This window comes from Planococcus alkaliphilus (assembly GCF_057031095.1).
Genome location: NZ_CM168060.1, coordinates 176,995 through 193,286, shown reverse-complemented (window position 1 = coordinate 193,286; position 16,292 = coordinate 176,995). Strand labels below are relative to the sequence as shown.

Sequence of the window (16,292 nt, the reverse complement as noted above, 5' to 3'; positions counted from 1 at the left end):
CCTTTACTCCATCGCTTTTAAGCTCTCTCCAATATTCTTTTGCAAGATTGATAAATTCAGCTTCTTACCGGTTTCCACATAGAAACTCTTCAAAAACTCTTTGCAGTTCGCCACCAAAAACCAATAGTTCTCTTCAGGCAGCTGCTGTTTTTGAAGCAGCACTTTCTCCGGTATTTCCATTAATAAATCTTCTATAAGCTTCAGGTCCATTCCGCGTTCCATCATTTCCAGAAGGGGCACCAATAGCCGCTCCTCTTCCGCATGGACATACACACTTTCGGAGATAAAGATTTTATTCCATAGCGCTTTTGCGAGTTCCGGGTAAGCCACTGCATCCAATTTCGGGTTTTGCACGAGTTCATCAAACGCATCCGCCGCATGGGCGACGCTATGCGCCCAGCCTTTCACGGGTACGTAGCCGCGGACATCCTGTTCTGCCGGCATATATGCGAGAAGGGCTTCATGAGTTTTTTCAATCGCCGCTTCCGGCAAAAAATCATGCTTATTGTCGCTGTAAAGAATTGCCGCAATCCAAAGCGATGCGAAAGAACGCGTAAATACCGTGTCCGTTCCGTTCTCGCCGATGCCTTTAAACAGCAGCTCCAAAGAGATGTCGAGCAGCTCAGCCAATTGATCGCCCGTCAGCCGGTCTTCCATGATCCACGTCGAAAAGGTTCCATAAATCAGTTTGTCCCGGAGTTCACTGTCCACAGAACCGATATGGTTAATCATCGATTGGATCAGCGAATCGTCTATCGCGTGTTCCCCTTGCAGTTTCTGCTTTAACTCTTCCTCTGTCATAGTTAATTTCCTCACTTGTTCAAATAATGGATAACTGCCATTTCCTTCCCGAACCGATTGCCTTCATCAATAAACCCTAAGCTTTTATACAGCTGATGGGCTCCCGTATTTTCGGGATGGTAGCCGACGACGATTTTCTCGGCGTTCCATTTTGTTTTCATTTCGTTCATCATCAGCTGTGTTGCCGCTTTGCCGATTCCTGAGCCTTGGAACTTCCGGTCAATCATGATGCGGTAAATCCAGTGGCCGTCCAGTTCTTCCGGCACCGTGTTGAACATCAGGAAGCCCGCAAGCGTTTCATCTGCGTAAATTGCATACGCTTTTAAGGTCGGCTCAAAATGCAGTTGCGCAATCGATACCGCATTCGGTTCAATATGGGCTGCTTGTTCCTCGGATACTTCGAGCCCGCAGCAGGCATACCAATTTTCTTCATTTACTTCTGTGATCGTTACATTTCTTGCGTTCATCTAGGTTCCCCTTCCAATTTGCGGGGAAAACGCAGAGCTGTTCGTCAGTCCTTCGCAATCCCTTGTTGATTGTTTCGATATGCATGTAATTATTTGACATAATGACCGCCTCCTTTAATGGTTTTTCTTATGTATTCTTTAAATCCTCATAAATCGATACCGGCTGGGCTTCTACCCATACTTCAAAATTGTCCTTTTCCACATCGACAATCTGCTTCCAAGCTACTCCGAAAGGCAAAGTGAACGGCTCACTTGGCCGAATTCCCTCAATGGTCACAGATAGTCCATTTTCCAAATACTCCATCGCTGACAGCTTCACATCTCGGCTTTGCTGCAGCCAACTGTCGTCGACCGTTCCGATGCACATCTTCAACTCCCCGCTCATCCAACTTTTCAGCTCTAGCCATTCGCCAGTTTCGACGTCTGTATCGTCAATAGCAATTGTTGGAGTAAAACTGCAAATAAAACGGATCTCTTGCGCGTATTCCGTTCTGACTTCAGCTTTAATCAAATAGCGTCCCTTTGTTTTAAGCTCCACAACATGAAAATTTACTTCCATCAAATCTTTCGGTTCCACTTCCACGATGATGATGCCGAACGGTGTTTGCAGCATATCGACCTCTCCTTAGGAAACTCTTTTCCACACAAAAAAACACCTTCTAAGATAAACATATCTCAAAAGGCATTTATTGGCAATCTATTCTGAAATTTCATCACTTCTTAAAAATCGTACTCCGCTTCTTTCGCTTCCCGGATCTGCGTAAACGTCTCGGTCAAAATTACCGTGTCTTCCACCAACCGCTCAAGGCGAAGGCGGACATCGTCGTTGACGATTTCTTTCCGGTAGAAATCCTGTTCTTCAATAAAGACGAAGGTCTGAACAAGCTGCGCTTTCATATAGGCGAGGATCGGCTTGAGCTGAAGTTCCGCAATTAAGTAATGCTTCGAAGATCCTGCCGTGATGAACATGCTGACGACTTTGTCGCGAAGCGCGTCCACCGGAAGCAAGTCGAAGATGTTCTTCAAGGTCGCCGGAATCGACGCCTGGAAAATCGGTGTACCGATGATGATGGCATCCGCATCCATGAGGGTGCGCGTAACATAGCCCGTGTCGCCTTCGTATTCCAAGTAGTTGCGGCCGTCGCTGAACTGGACGTCGTAATCTGCAAGGTCGAGCAAGACGGTTTCTGCGTCCGGGTATTTCGCCGCCAAAACGCCAAGCGTATAATCCATCGCAATCCGGGTTTTGGATCCGACTCTTGAACCGGATAATCCTACGATTTTCATTTTCATCGCCTCCTATTTCGCCGTGTATTTCTTGATGGCCGGCAAGATTTCCGTACCGATCAATTCCAGGTTTTTGCGGATATTGTCAAATGGCATGCCGCCGAAATCGATTTGCGCGATATAGCGCTGGTGCCCGAAGACTTCGTGCTGGTGCAGGATCTTTTCGATGATCTGCTGCGGGCTGCCGACGTTCATGATGTTTTGTGGATCGGCGCCTTGTGCGAATAGCTGTTTCGGAAAGCCTTGTCCGTTTGTCAACTTCATGCCTTCATTGATATGCGGGTACAGGTCTTTCAAGGCCTGCTGCATCGAATCGGCTGCATAGAAAAAGCCTGCTGTAGCAACTGGCAGCTGTGCCGGGTCGTGCCCGCCTGCTCTTGCCGCTTGCCGATAAGCATCAATCGTGCGTTTGAAAACAGCTGTCGAACCGCCAAGATGCGCCATGAACATCGGCACACCGGCGTATCCCGCTTTCATCGCACTTGCCGGCGTCCCGCCGACTGCGCGCCAAATCGGCATTGAACCGGTCACAGGCCGCGGCAGCACGCGTACGTCTCTTAACGGTGCCCGGAACTCGCCGTTCCAATTGACCACTTCTTCTTCGTTCAACTTCAGCAGCAATTCGAATTTCTCTTCGAATAATTCTTCGTAGTTGCGCACGTCATACCCAAGCAAATCAAATAAGCCAACGCGGGAAGCACGCCCTGCGACGATTTCTGCACGTCCACCTGAAATCAAATCGATCGTCGAGAAGTCTTCATAGACACGCACCGGATCGGACGTGCTGATGATCGTCGACGAACTCGCGATTTTAATCTTTTCTGTCGCTTGTGCAATCGCCGACAATACGACCGTATGTGCCTGCGTCGCGAAATAGTCCTGATGGCTTTCGCCGACGCTGAAAAAGTCGACGCCTGCCTGTTCCGCGAGCTTCGCGTATTCAATAATTTCATGGACCCGTTCTTTTGCGGAAATCCGTTCACCTGTCAGCGGATTCGGCAAATGATCCCCCAATGTATAAATCCCGAATTCCATCCCTTTGCTTTCATCAATGCGATACTTCTCCATCTATTCCTCCGCCTTTCCATCTATGGTACTAGTATAAACAGTCTTTCCCGCAACTATCTAGAAGAATGTCTCGAATTCAATGCATTTCAGCCAAAGGTCTGAAGGAAAAAATAAAACAGTCCAGAAAGAAGCTCGATAGCTCTCTCTGGACTGTCTCCATTTTTTATCCGACTGTTTTGATGGCTGGCGCAGCCGTCTTCAAGCGCATCAATTCCACACTGCCTTCGATGCCTTTCAAGTTCGCCGTGAAGGCTTCAAGCTGCATGCCTTTTGCATCCACTAGTTTCCGCAAATTCGCCTGTTCCATATAGTCGCTGCTAAAGACGATGTCGCCGCCTTCCGCTTTTCCTTCAATGCGCGCTGCAATATTGACGGTGCGGCCGAAATAATCGAGCCGGTCATTTGAATTCACCGCAATTGCCGGTCCGCTGTATAAGCCGATTTTCAAAACGATGTCTTCATTCGCACCGTCATTGAACGCAGCCAGATTCTGTTGGATTTCAAGTGCCGCTTTCAAGCCGTCTTCCGGCAAATGGAACACTGCCATTACGGCATCGCCGATGGTTTTCACGACGCTGCCGGAGTTTTTCGCGATGTGCTGCGTCAAAAATTCAAAATGCCGGCGCACTTGGCCGTAAGCTGCGGCATCGCCGACCGATTCGTATAACGACGTCGAGCCTTTTAAATCCGTAAACAGGATCGTCACCCGGTCGATGCCGATTTTCTTGCCGGGCGATAGCACTTCCGACGAAAACAGATCATGGAATTCCTGCATCGCCGTGACTTTCGCCGCCGTGACTTTTTCGGCATTCCATGAATCCTGCTCCAGCACGATGACGATATCATTCGAACTGGAATTCGTGATCTCGACTTCTGACGGATTTCCAATCGATGCAAACGACCACCCTCCATCGGAATAAACCAAGGAATCGCGCCCTTTTTGCATCTCGCCTGTCTCAAACCGCACTTGATCATTCGCCTGGACTACCCGTACCCGCAACGATTCCAAGCTTTCGGGAATGTTGAGTAAAACGGTTTCCCCTATCCCAACGATTTTCTGCATCTTTACGTGCGGCGTAATCATCGGCCCGCCGACGCAATACACTTCCGCATACGCTTTTCGTACAGACGGATGCACCGAAAACTGCAATTCAACGTATTGGTCGAAATTCACGTCGTAATTGATGCCGCACAAGTCGCAGTGGAATTGTTCGGTGATGTCCGACAACGAATTCTGTTCCGACTTCGATATGCGGCAATTCGGGCAGATCAGATTCCAGCTCAAGTTCAGCATGCCTTCTTTCGTTGCATACAATAAGAGCCGGAGCACTTCGTCTAAGTCTGCATTCCATAAGTTCGCAAGCAGCGCGGGTTCGATATGAGCGACGTCTTGGCTGCTTTTTTCGATCAAATAATCATGAAGCAGTTCCACATACTTTTCTTTCACAGGCCGCTTCCGCAATGCTGTTTCCAGCCGCTCGAGTTCATCGAGCTGTACTTTATGGTTGGGCGATTTCTGCGGAGCATTGAACGGATCGTCCGCTCCCGATGCCAAATATTCTTCCAAGTACTTCATGCTGTTTTTCATCGATTGCAAACCGATGAGCGGAATCGCCGCAGCACCTAAAGCGTTGCGCGCTTTGAACGAAGCCTTGATGCGCACGCCGGTTTTATTCGGCGAACCGTCTTTTGCTTCGAATAGTTCAACACCCCACAGGTAATAGTGAAGCGGGCCGCCGATATAACGGCGCTCCACGGAATACGCACGGTTCTCTTCCCATTGGAACGGATATTCCCGCCAGTGCAGCGGAACCGTGTTGGCGATTTTCGCCCGGCCTTCCCGGAAAAAAACACCGTTGCCTTCTTTTTTCGCTTCACTGAAGGCGACCGGAAAAAGGCCGATGTATAAATTCAAGCGATTGTTGTCGCTCAACAATTTCCAGATCGTTTCTTTACGAAGCGGAAATTCCCGCTCCATCGTATAATTCTTCACTGCATAATTCATCTGCTTCGCTCCTAAGATATCGCAATCGCGACAGCTAATAAAATCACATGGAAGATCTGGTCAGCCATGATGGACAGCCAGACCTTTTCAGGCCCTTTAGCTGTTTGGACACGGCGTACCCAGAAAGCGACAAAAGTTTTGCGGTCTAAAATGACATGTCCGATGAAGATGATGGCAATTCCTTCTAGCGATAAGCCGCCGGATAACCAGCCGACACTCCCCACTATGATTGTATAGACCGACACATGGGTCAATAAAGGCAGCCATTTCGTCGCCTTGTATTTCGCCATCCAAGAAGTCTGCAATAGAAAATCACCGATTAAATGCCCGATTAACAGCCAATCAAACTGGCTCATAGTTTATACTCATCTTCATGTTCGATATCGCAGTCATCGAAGTCATAATCGCATTCCTCGAGGATGCTGATGAACGCATCGACAATTTCTGCATCGAACAGCGTGCCGCGGCAGCGGAGAAGTTCCGCTGCACTTTCCCGGTAAGACAAGCCGACGCTGTAAGAGCGGGTTGTCGTCATCGCATCAAAGGTATCCGCTACGCCGACGATTCTTGCAAATAGCGGAATGTCCCCTTCTTTTAAAGCATCCGGATAGCCGGAGCCGTCTAAGCGTTCATGATGCGAGCGCGTCGCCTCGATTGCATAGACCATCGAAGACTTCGGCTCCATATTCGATAAGATATCCGCTCCGATGACGGTGTGCTGCTTGATCAATTCGTATTCTTCGAATGTCAGGCGCTCCGGTTTTCTGAGCACTTCGTCGGTAATGCCGATTTTGCCGATATCGTGGAGCAGCGCCGCTTTGTAAAGTTCCTCCTGCATTTGCGGTTCCAAGCCCAGACGCTCTCCGATCCATAAGGAGTATTTCGCTACCCGTTCGGAATGCCCTGCTGTATACGGGTCCCGGGCATCCAGCACTTTTGCGAGCGTTTTGATCATGCTGACGAACATTTTGTAGAGCGCATCGTACATTTGGCTGTTCTGCAGCGCAAGTGCCGATTGGTTCGCGAGCGCTTCGGCAAGTCTCATGTCCTGTTCCGTGAAGAAAGCGGTGTGTTTTTTATTCAGCAATTGCAAAGCGCCAAGTACCGTATCCTTCACGATCAACGGTACGGTGATCATCGATTTCGTTACAAAGCCGCTTGAATGGTCGACCCGGTTTGTCCAGTTCGGATCGGCCGCTGCGTTTTCAATCAGCTGTGCCTGGCCTTCCGTAATGACTTTTCCCACAATGCCTTCATCTTTTTTCAATTTGATATTTAAAATGGTCGAAGACGAGGGGCCGAAAGCCGCCACCGCCTTGATTTCTTCTTTCTCATCATCATCCGTTATCCAAAGCGTCCCCGCTTCCGCGCCGACTACTTCCACCATCTGCAAAAGAATGTTCTGAAACACCTCTTCGATCGCCAAATTAGCATTCAATTGCTTCGATGCATCCAATAAGCTTAAAAGCTCCTGCACTTTTCCTTCTAACTCCGCTATCTGCTCCACATGATTCCCCCATTTTTCAATTAACGTCTTTATTTACTCTATCGGACATTTTCACCTTTCTTTTAACGGGGAACTTTTTGCCATAAATTTTTTATCCGGATGAGTTGCTCGCAAACTTGATTGAGCTGCTCGCAAATGATGGTGAGTTTCCCTCAAAAAAGCTCTTAATAAAAAAGCCGGCACCTTTTGGCACCAGCTCAGCTGAAAAGTCCCATCATGCAATCATATTTCCAATCCACTCAAAAATCATGGCCAAGAGATAAAGCGGTACTCCCACAATCAGCATCCCGGCAAAAATATAGCCTAAGCCTTTCAGCAGCATCTTCATCACATCATAAATAGCTCCAGCCAAATCGTCGATAAAGCCCAGCATCCAGCGCACCCCTTTCATCGAATCCCTCGCTTTTTTGCTTTATCATACCATTTCAAAAATCAATAAAATAGATTTTTTCCAGTTTTATTCCTTTTTCTTTATAAAAAATGCCTCTTCGGATGGCTAACTCCGGAGAAGCAAAATTTTCAGCGTTAAAAATAGCGTTTTTAATTTTTGATGCAGTCCGCCTTTATCCGCGAGTCTCAATCGGCTGAATACAACTCAGAAACAGTAACAAGTTCATATCCTTCCTCTTCTAAGAACGCTAATACTAATTCAACTGCTTCAACAGTAGACTTATGAATATCATGCATCAGAATGACAGACCCATCTGAGATATTCTCCTTGACTATGCTTAGCACTTCATTTGGATTATGTGATTTCCAATCCAATGTATCAATTGTCCATAATACCGCCGGCAACCCGATTATTTCTCGCACTTGATCATTTACAGCACCATATGGAGGCCGGAAAACTGTAGGCTGTTCGCCCGTTGCATTGAGAATTACTTCATTAGTCGTTTCAATTTCCTGTATAATTTCTGTTTCGCCAAGGGAAGTTAGATCTTTATGGGACCATGTATGATTTCCCATTTCATGGCCTTTTGCAGCAATTTCTTGAGCTGCTTCCGGATAGAAATCCACTCTATTTCCTAGCATAAAAAAGGTCGCTTTGGCATTATATTCATCTAAGAGCTGAAGAATCGCTGCCGTATTAATGGGATGGGGTCCATCATCAAACGTAAGAGCAACTTGCTTCGCATCGGATGTACGGTCCTCTATCTTCTCCCATTCGCTTTCCTTACTTGATTTTGATTTTTCTTCGCCTTCATTCTCAAGGTCCATTGTTTTTTTCCACTCATCTGTTAACAAATCGCTCATTTTATCAAGTGGTATGGAGATCTCCGGCGAACCTGCTGCCCCAGCCGCAATCTCGTATTCATTGAACTTAAAGAAAACGGAGTTATTTGTTAGGTACATATTGGCAAACTTATTACGTTCATCTTCAATCCATTCCTCAAGTAATTCATTCAATAAATAGGAGCTGTACTTCTCTGAACTTTCGATGCTGTTAAGTAATAACTGATGAATTGTATCCCGGGTCTCTTCATTATCATTTAAAATTTCCGTTTGCTGGATAAACCGCTCCTTTTGAATATCAGCTAGAAACACTTTTGAATTTTGAAATCCGTTTGCTCCTGTGATATAACTTTCCTGAGTAAAGACAATAGCGTACATATTTTCAGCAAATGGATGGAGGTCGAAAGAAATATGCAATGACGCGGAATTGTCTTTAAGATTGTCTTTGTTTCTGTTTACCTCGGCGAGGAATTCCTGCATAGACTTATTTATGTACTTATGAATTTCCTCATTTAAAGAGCTAACTTTAAATTCCGGATAATGGATGGAGATATTATATGTTGTTTCTTCGGTTACTGCAGTATGTATGTCGATTCCGGTGTATGCGGAGTGTTCCGTTTTCTTGCTGGTTTTGTTGTGTGAAGAGTAAACATTGTCCTGTTCTACAAGAGAATTTACTGCTAGAAGAACAGCTATAATACTGAAGAATAGTAGAATATTCTTCGTTAACTTTGTTGGCCTCATCCTATTTCTCCTTCTTGAAGTTTCGTTCTGTTTACTAAATAGACGCAGGAACCTGCCCATTTTGTTTTCGAGAATAAACATTTTTAATAGAAATAACTTCCTGAAACGAAGGTCATCCTGATTTTTTTAATAATAAAAAAGGCAAGCACCTTTTTCTTCTTCAACAGAAGCGAAAGACACTTGCCATGTTTTCAACTTAATGAAGATATTTATCCCCAACGAGGATATCGGAAATAATATCCGTTGGAATTTCAAACGCTACTGCTCCCATGTATCCAGGCGCGACTTCATATTCGTCAAATGCGATAGTTAACTTATGGTCGGGGCTGATATAAAATTGCTGGTCTGGATTAATTTGTGTAAAAGGCTCCATTTCGTCTTCTGAAATAAAATAAACCTTATTCGGATCTGCTTCCATCTGTTGCCTCATTTGTTCTTTGATGTTTTCGCTAATCACAGGTATATATTGATCGTTTTTAAATAAGCTTTTCAAAGTAATTAACAACTCATTCTCTTTATCAATCACCACATAATGGTTTTGCACATATCCGGAAGCTTGTGTGATTTCGGTACTTCGGCTGATGGATAGCAGCTCTGGAGTATCTGTGATAATTTCAAAATCACTATTAATTGCTAAATGTTCATTTTTATCGGCCGCAGCAAACTCTTTATAGAGCTTTTTACTTTCTTCTAAGTACTTTTCGTTTACGCTGTTTTCTAATGCCTTATTATCAAGGCCAGAGATGGCAGGTGTTTTTATAGTAATACTTGTGTTATTTGCTGCTTCATTGAGTTCATTGAAAGTTAGTACTTCCACAATCCCTTTCATAATAGGCACTTTCGACATGGCATTTGCTACATCCGGACTGAAGTTGACGGTTGCAGTGAGCAATAAAGCGGCTGCTACTGGCCACATAAACAAATGTTTTTTCCTTTTCTTTTGCGGTATCGTCTTTAAGATGATTTCATCCAATTCCTTTGGAATGGGTACATTCTTATACGCTTCCCTCAAGTCTTTTAATTTTTTATCCATTTAATAATCCTCCTCAACAATGGTGATATGTAAGATCTTTAATCCTTTGTATAGTCGAGTTTTTATTGTATTAATATTTTCATCAAGAATTTCTGCGATTTCCTCCAGTTTCAAATCCTCAAAGAAGCGAAGGGCAATGACCGTTTTATACTGTATCGGCAATTCATCTAAGGCCTTATGGAGATCCATGTCTTTATAGGTATCTTCCTTTCCAGCGCTTAAAAAATTAATCATGCTGTCATCAGCCAAAGATACTTTCTTTTGCTTTCTTACAAGGTCAATGGCAGTCCTTACTACGATTTTATAAAACCAGCTTTTCATTGCATTCGGGTCTTTTATTTTGTCCAAAGAAGTCAATGCTTTTTTTATCGATTCCTGAACAATGTCCAATGCATCTTCCTGATTTTTTACATAGCTGTAGGCCAATCGATAAAAGTCTTCCTTGTGGTCGGTAATACAGTCGATAAATAATTGATGTACATCATATGTCTTCATTTCATTTCAAGAGCTCCTTTAAAAAAAAAATACATTTCATAACTAGTTACATAATATAGACGTTGTAGCTTAACAAAAAAGTTTGCTTAAAGTGGATAGATTCATCCTTAAAAATAATCCGTCACTTAAAGAAATGTTTTTTTGCAATCACTAACTATAGAAAACGCAGATTCATCCCCTGAAAATGCACCTTTTTATTGGATAATTCTTATTCAAGCAGTTACCTTTAAAACATTCTGCCCCTTTATAATTACAACAATGAACGTTTCAAAAAAGACCCGAAACTATAAAAAAGACGTTCATAAAAGTGTGCAGCCACTTTACGAACGTCTTCTTATTTCAGGATACATTTATGGAACGGCAACCCGTTCAAATTTCCCAGCTTTATTGTTGCTTAACAAACTATGTTATTAGTTTGAATTATTTTATTCAACCGTTACGGATTTCGCCAAGTTGCGCGGCTTGTCCACGTCGCAGTCGCGGTGAAGCGCTGCATAGTAAGAAATCAATTGCATCGGGATGACCGATACTAATGGAGACAACAATTCATGGACTTTCGGAAGCACAAGGCTGTCGCCGTCTTCTTGCAAGCCTTCCATTGAAATGATGCAAGGGTGTGCGCCGCGCGCCGCTACTTCTTTCACATTGCCGCGGATGCTCAAGTTAACCGCTTCTTGCGTCGCAAGGGCGATAACCGGTGTGCCTTCTTCGATCAAGGCAATCGTACCGTGCTTCAATTCGCCGCCGGCAAAGCCTTCCGCTTGGATGTACGAAATCTCTTTCAATTTCAATGCGCCTTCTAAGCCGACGAAGTAATCCATCACGCGGCCGATAAAGAAGCAATTGCGTGTCGTTGAAAGGAAATCGCGGGCGATTTGTTCCATTTCTTCTTTCATGTCGACTTGCGACTGGATCGCGTTCGCTACGATTCCAAGTTCCTGCACAAGATCAAAGCCGATGTCGATTCCTTTAGACTGTGCAGTAACAGCAGCCAAGATTGAAAGGACCGCGATTTGCGCTGTGTAAGCTTTTGTTGAAGCTACAGCAATTTCAGGTCCTGCATACAACAATAACGTATGGTCAGCTTCACGTGAAAGCGTTGATCCTGCTACGTTTGTGATCGTTAGTGACGGATGGCCGAGTTTCTTGATTTTCACCAATACTTGGCGGCTGTCCGCTGTTTCCCCTGATTGGGAAATAAAGACGAACAATGGTTTTTCAGAAAGAAGCGGCATGTTATAGCCGAATTCACTTGCTACATGCACTTCCACTGGAATGCCAGCCATTTTCTCCAAATACTCTTTTCCGATCAATCCCGCGTGGTAGCTTGTACCCGCAGCAATGATGTGGATGCGGTCTGCTTGTTTCACCGCTTCGATGATTTCAGGCTGGATTGTCAATTTGTCGTCCGCGCCTTGGTAAGCTTGGATGATTTTGCGCATTACAGCTGGCTGCTCATCGATTTCTTTTAACATATAATGAGGGTAAGTCCCTTTTTCGATATCGCTCATGTCGATTTCCGCTTTGAATGGCTGGCGGCTTACCGCTTCCCCGTCCAATGTCAGGATTTCTACGCTGTCTTTGCGAACGATGACGATTTCTTTATCCATCAATTCCACGAATTGATCCGTGATTTGAAGCATCGCCATTGCGTCACTTGCTACAACGTTGAAGCCGTCGCCAAGGCCGACAAGCAATGGGCTCTTGTTTTTCGCAACGAAAATTGTCTGTTCTTCTTCTGCATCAAGCAAAGCGATTGCGTAAGAACCTTTTAATAGCGTCAATGTTTTGCTGAACGCTTCTTGAGTCGTCATGCCTTCTTCGACAAATTTGCCGATCAATTGCACGATGATTTCCGTATCTGTATCAGATTCCATTTCCACACCCGCTAAGTAATCGCGCTGAATGTGGTGATAGTTTTCGATTACGCCGTTATGCACCAAAGTGAAACGGTCGTTTTCGTTTTGATGAGGGTGGGCATTGACGCGGTTCGGCTTCCCGTGAGTTGCCCAACGCGTATGTCCGATCCCTGTTGTTCCAACCACTTCGTCTTCTACGACAGCACGCAAGTCAGCGATGCGTCCTTTTTCTTTAAAGACCGTGATGCCTTTTCCGTTGCGTACAGCGATACCCGCTGAATCGTAGCCGCGGTATTCCAGGCGCTCAAGCCCTTTTAACAAAATTTCTTTCGAGTCGTTTTCCCCAATATATCCAACAATTCCACACATAATCCAATTCCTCCAGTTTTCTGCAAGTTAAAATAAGCATTTGCATGCGTTCGCAAACACCTTAGTGAGCCCATCCATACCGTTGTACAGCCGATTGCTCCGCTGCTTTAAGTATTGGATATGACGACCGGGCTTCGCGGCCGGGAGGTATCCGCCGAAATCTCGATACTCCTCCTCCTCGTCTACTGGAAACTGACTTGTCCGTCCAATTTTTCCAGTACAGGCGCTTTAACTAGTTTCCTCGTACGCATTACTATCCCCCTTTTTCTGCGGCCCTAAACAGGCAACTTTATCATAACCTCTAACCTGCACCGCGTCAACGATACACCATTGAAATAGGGCTTAAGGCGAGAACCCGATGGTGCGAAAGACTGGAGGGATTTTCGGAAATAAACCCGGCGTTCTTTACGCGAAGAATTGGAAAATTTTTGCCGCTGATGGATGTGAAATAAAAAATGCGCGCTTGGATGAATTTGTGCGCGTTCATGGGAAAATACGCGCGTTCAAGAAGATTTGTGCGCGTTCAGTGAAAAATGCGCGCGCTCGTAGAGATTTGCGCGCGTTCAACTGAATTTGCGCACGTTAGTCGCTTCCACACTCTCCTCAGCTCCCCATAAAAAAGGTTCTCCGTCAAATGTTGGGGTGAGGTGAAATCTTCCTCACTCTAACCAACGTGAACTCCCATATTCTTATACTTGTGTGTCAGTAGTATTTTGGCGCGGGCGCGTTCGAAATTCTGAAAGCCGAACGCGTTCCGCTTAATCACTTTTGTCAGGTTATTGATGCCTTCCAAGAAACCATTGGAATACTTGAACGAGAAGCTGTTCAAGATTTCCGTCTGCCAGTTTCGGAAGGTGCCCATGGCTTTCTGGAACTCGGGAATGCCCGCTTGTTCCACCAGCCGATAAAATTCCAGCAACGCTTCTTTGGTCTTGAGGATTTCCTCGGGATCTCTTTTTTTGCTTGCCTGAAACCACGTGCAATACGCTTCCTTCAGTTCGTATGCTCGTTTGAGCTCCTCATCCATTTCAAGATACCGCTTCAAGTACCAACGGTCCTTTTCGGTTAACTTCTCACTGTTTTTGTAAAAGACGTAGCGCATCCGTTTGCCTTTTTTGCGGTCATAGTCGTTCCAACTTTTCTGCACGCGTCCAGCGCCCAGTAAATGTACCGGCAGAAGTGGAAGCGATCGGCGATGATCACCGGTTTGCCGAGTGCTTTTTTGACCGCGGCTTTAAAGGAATGGCTCATGTCCATGACGACGATTTCCACCGCAGCTCCGTGCTGTTGGAGATACTGTTTGATCGTCTCTTTTTTCCGGTTGGGCAGGATATCGATCGGTTCTCTCGTTTCGCCATCGGCGATAATCAGTTGGTACTTTCCTTCACGGGTGTCGCCTTTGTATTCGTCGATGGCGATCACACGCGGTAATTTTGCGGTTTCAGTAACTTCCTGGAGCGCCACCAGATCGAAACGCCGAACGATGGTCGAAGCGGAAGCGCCGTATTGTCCGGCCACTTCCTTGAACGTTTTCGCCTTGACGCTGCGCACATGAACCGCTTGGTTCCACTCTTTTGAGAACCGTTGATAGCGATCGATGAATGAATTCTTCTCGGCAAATTTCTTGCCACACGCCCCGCAAGCATAACGTCTTTTCTTGTAAAACAGGTAGGTCAGCCGTTCAAACCATTTCAGGTGCTTAATCTTTTGGATGCGGTAATCGTGGACACGCCGGGTCTTTTCCTGGCAGCGCGGACAGCTTTGGGCCCCCACCTCCAACTCCACATGTAGCGCCACACGGTCCTCCACTTGTTCCATTTTCGTTATTTTCACATCTTCTAATCCGGGAAATTTCATGGTAAAATTCAAGTGCACGCATCTCCTCTTCTTTACTTGTTATTCGACATTTCAAGTATAAAAGAATTTGGAGATTGCGTGTCTTTTTTTGGGCCGAATTGTTTCAACACCCCAACAATTAGTGTAGAACCATAAAAAAAGACCGGAAGCATCTGCCTCCGGTCTGTCTCGCTTTATTAAACTTAGTTCATGCCCATTTCTGCTCGCACTACTTCAGCAATGCGCTCCACGTAGCTTTCACAGTCTTCCACTGAAGCTGCTTCCACCATCACGCGGACAAGCGGTTCTGTTCCGGACGGACGCACAAGTACGCGGCCGTTTCCATTCATTTCGCTTTCCACTTCGGCAATCTTCTGTGCCACTTTGGCATTGTCCGTCACGGCGTGTTTGTCCGTCACGCGGATATTGACGAGCTTCTGCGGGAAGATCGTCATTTCCTCTGCCAGCTCAGACAATTTTTTGCCGGTGATCTTCATGATGTTGACCAACTGCAAGCCTGTCAATAAACCATCGCCGGTTGTGTTGTAATCAAGGAAAATGATATGGCCGGATTGTTCGCCGCCCAAGTTGTAATCATTTTTCTTCATTTCTTCCACTACGTAGCGGTCGCCGACAGCTGTCTGTTTGCTTTCCATGCTGTGTGCTTCCAACGCTTTATAGAAGCCCATATTGCTCATCACAGTAGAAACGACCGTGTTTTTCTTCAATCGTCCTTCGGAATGCAAATGTTTCGCGATTATGTACATAATCTGGTCGCCATCTACAATAGTTCCTTTTTCATCCACTGCGATCAAACGGTCGCCGTCGCCATCAAACGCAAGGCCGATATCCGCTTTTTTCGCTACTACCAGTTCAGCCAGTTTTTCAGGATGCGTCGAACCGACATGGTCGTTAATGTTCAAGCCGTTTGGCGAAGCGCCCATCGTTGAGATGTCTGCATCCAAATCAGCAAATACGTGTGTCGCTAATGTTGAAGTAGCACCGTGTGCACAGTCAAGCGCCACATGGATGCCTGCGAACTCTTCGTCCACCGTCTGTTTCAAATACTGGATGTATTTCTGTCCACCTTCAAAATAATCCGTCACGCTGCCAAGATCTCCGCCAGTTGGGCGCGGCAATGTATCTTCTTCTGCGTCAAGCAACGCTTCGATTTCAAATTCCTGGTCATCCGACAACTTAAAGCCATCCGAACCGAAGAATTTGATGCCGTTATCTTCTACCGGGTTGTGTGAAGCTGAAATCATGACACCGGCTTCTGCACTCATGACACGGGTTAAATAAGCAACTCCTGGTGTGCTGATGACGCCGAGGCGCATCACTTCTGCACCGACGGATAAAAGGCCGGCTGCTAGTGCGCCTTCCAACATTTCCCCGGAAATACGCGTATCGCGGCCGATTAACACTTTCGGTTTGCCTTTTGAGCTTTTTGTTAAGATATATCCGCCGAAGCGGCCTAATTTAAATGCTAATTCCGGTGTTAGTTCGGTATTCGCTACACCCCGCACACCATCAGTTCCAAAATATTTTCCCATTATTTTCTCTCCTTCAATTCCTAAGCTTGAATTGT

The 16,292-nt window shown here is 45.7% G+C and carries 14 protein-coding genes and 1 pseudogene; all 15 read right to left on the bottom strand.

The features are described 5' to 3' along the window. Positions 1 to 3: 3 nt before the first annotated feature. Positions 4 to 801: a DUF2785 domain-containing protein gene (locus AC2EXB_RS01030; protein WP_483603050.1), complete on the bottom strand. Its 798-nt coding sequence runs from the start codon at positions 799 to 801 to the stop codon at positions 4 to 6. An 11-nt stretch (positions 802 to 812) separates the two neighbouring features. Beyond that, positions 813 to 1,268: a GNAT family N-acetyltransferase gene (locus AC2EXB_RS01025; RefSeq protein WP_483603048.1), complete on the bottom strand. Its 456-nt coding sequence runs from the start codon at positions 1,266 to 1,268 to the stop codon at positions 813 to 815. Positions 1,269 to 1,395: 127 nt separating this feature from the next. Continuing rightward, a complete protein-coding gene (locus AC2EXB_RS01020; RefSeq protein WP_483603046.1) occupies positions 1,396 to 1,881 on the bottom strand; it encodes a hypothetical protein in 486 nt (161 codons plus the stop codon). Between the two features lie 107 nt (positions 1,882 to 1,988). Beyond that, positions 1,989 to 2,555, bottom strand: coding sequence for an NADPH-dependent FMN reductase (locus AC2EXB_RS01015; protein ID WP_483603044.1), 567 nt, complete (start codon positions 2,553 to 2,555; stop codon positions 1,989 to 1,991). A gap of 12 nt (positions 2,556 to 2,567) precedes the next feature. Then, a complete protein-coding gene (locus AC2EXB_RS01010; protein ID WP_483603042.1) occupies positions 2,568 to 3,623 on the bottom strand; it encodes an LLM class flavin-dependent oxidoreductase in 1,056 nt (351 codons plus the stop codon). Between the two features lie 163 nt (positions 3,624 to 3,786). Then, entirely contained in the window at positions 3,787 to 5,628 is a 1,842-nt protein-coding gene (locus tag AC2EXB_RS01005) for an adenylate/guanylate cyclase domain-containing protein (RefSeq protein ID WP_483603040.1), read from the bottom strand. A gap of 11 nt (positions 5,629 to 5,639) precedes the next feature. Next, positions 5,640 to 5,984 (bottom strand): DUF3307 domain-containing protein, encoded by a 345-nt coding sequence (locus tag AC2EXB_RS01000; RefSeq protein ID WP_251478169.1) that lies wholly within the window; start codon positions 5,982 to 5,984, stop codon positions 5,640 to 5,642. Further along, a complete protein-coding gene (locus AC2EXB_RS00995; RefSeq protein ID WP_483603038.1) occupies positions 5,981 to 7,135 on the bottom strand; it encodes a GAF and HD-GYP domain-containing protein in 1,155 nt (384 codons plus the stop codon). Before AC2EXB_RS00995 ends, AC2EXB_RS01000 begins: the two co-directional genes overlap by 4 nt. Before the next feature lie 214 nt (positions 7,136 to 7,349). Next, positions 7,350 to 7,526, bottom strand: coding sequence for a hypothetical protein (locus AC2EXB_RS00990; protein ID WP_483603036.1), 177 nt, complete (start codon positions 7,524 to 7,526; stop codon positions 7,350 to 7,352). A 185-nt stretch (positions 7,527 to 7,711) separates the two neighbouring features. Continuing rightward, positions 7,712 to 9,112, bottom strand: coding sequence for a polysaccharide deacetylase family protein (locus tag AC2EXB_RS00985; RefSeq protein ID WP_483603034.1), 1,401 nt, complete (start codon positions 9,110 to 9,112; stop codon positions 7,712 to 7,714). 196 nt (positions 9,113 to 9,308) lie between these two features. After that, complete coding sequence (gene rsiV / locus AC2EXB_RS00980) at positions 9,309 to 10,145, bottom strand: anti-sigma-V factor RsiV (protein WP_052654007.1); 837 nt, start codon at positions 10,143 to 10,145, stop codon at positions 9,309 to 9,311. Continuing rightward, complete coding sequence (locus AC2EXB_RS00975; protein WP_483603032.1) at positions 10,146 to 10,640, bottom strand: RNA polymerase sigma factor; 495 nt, start codon at positions 10,638 to 10,640, stop codon at positions 10,146 to 10,148. 425 nt (positions 10,641 to 11,065) lie between these two features. Next, entirely contained in the window at positions 11,066 to 12,868 is a 1,803-nt protein-coding gene (glmS, locus tag AC2EXB_RS00970) for a glutamine--fructose-6-phosphate transaminase (isomerizing) (RefSeq protein ID WP_483603030.1), read from the bottom strand. Positions 12,869 to 13,532: 664 nt separating this feature from the next. After that, a pseudogene (locus AC2EXB_RS00965) lies at positions 13,533 to 14,743 on the bottom strand (ISL3 family transposase). Between the two features lie 164 nt (positions 14,744 to 14,907). Then, positions 14,908 to 16,257, bottom strand: coding sequence for a phosphoglucosamine mutase (gene glmM, locus AC2EXB_RS00960; protein WP_483603028.1), 1,350 nt, complete (start codon positions 16,255 to 16,257; stop codon positions 14,908 to 14,910). Between the last annotated feature and the right edge of the window lie 35 nt (positions 16,258 to 16,292).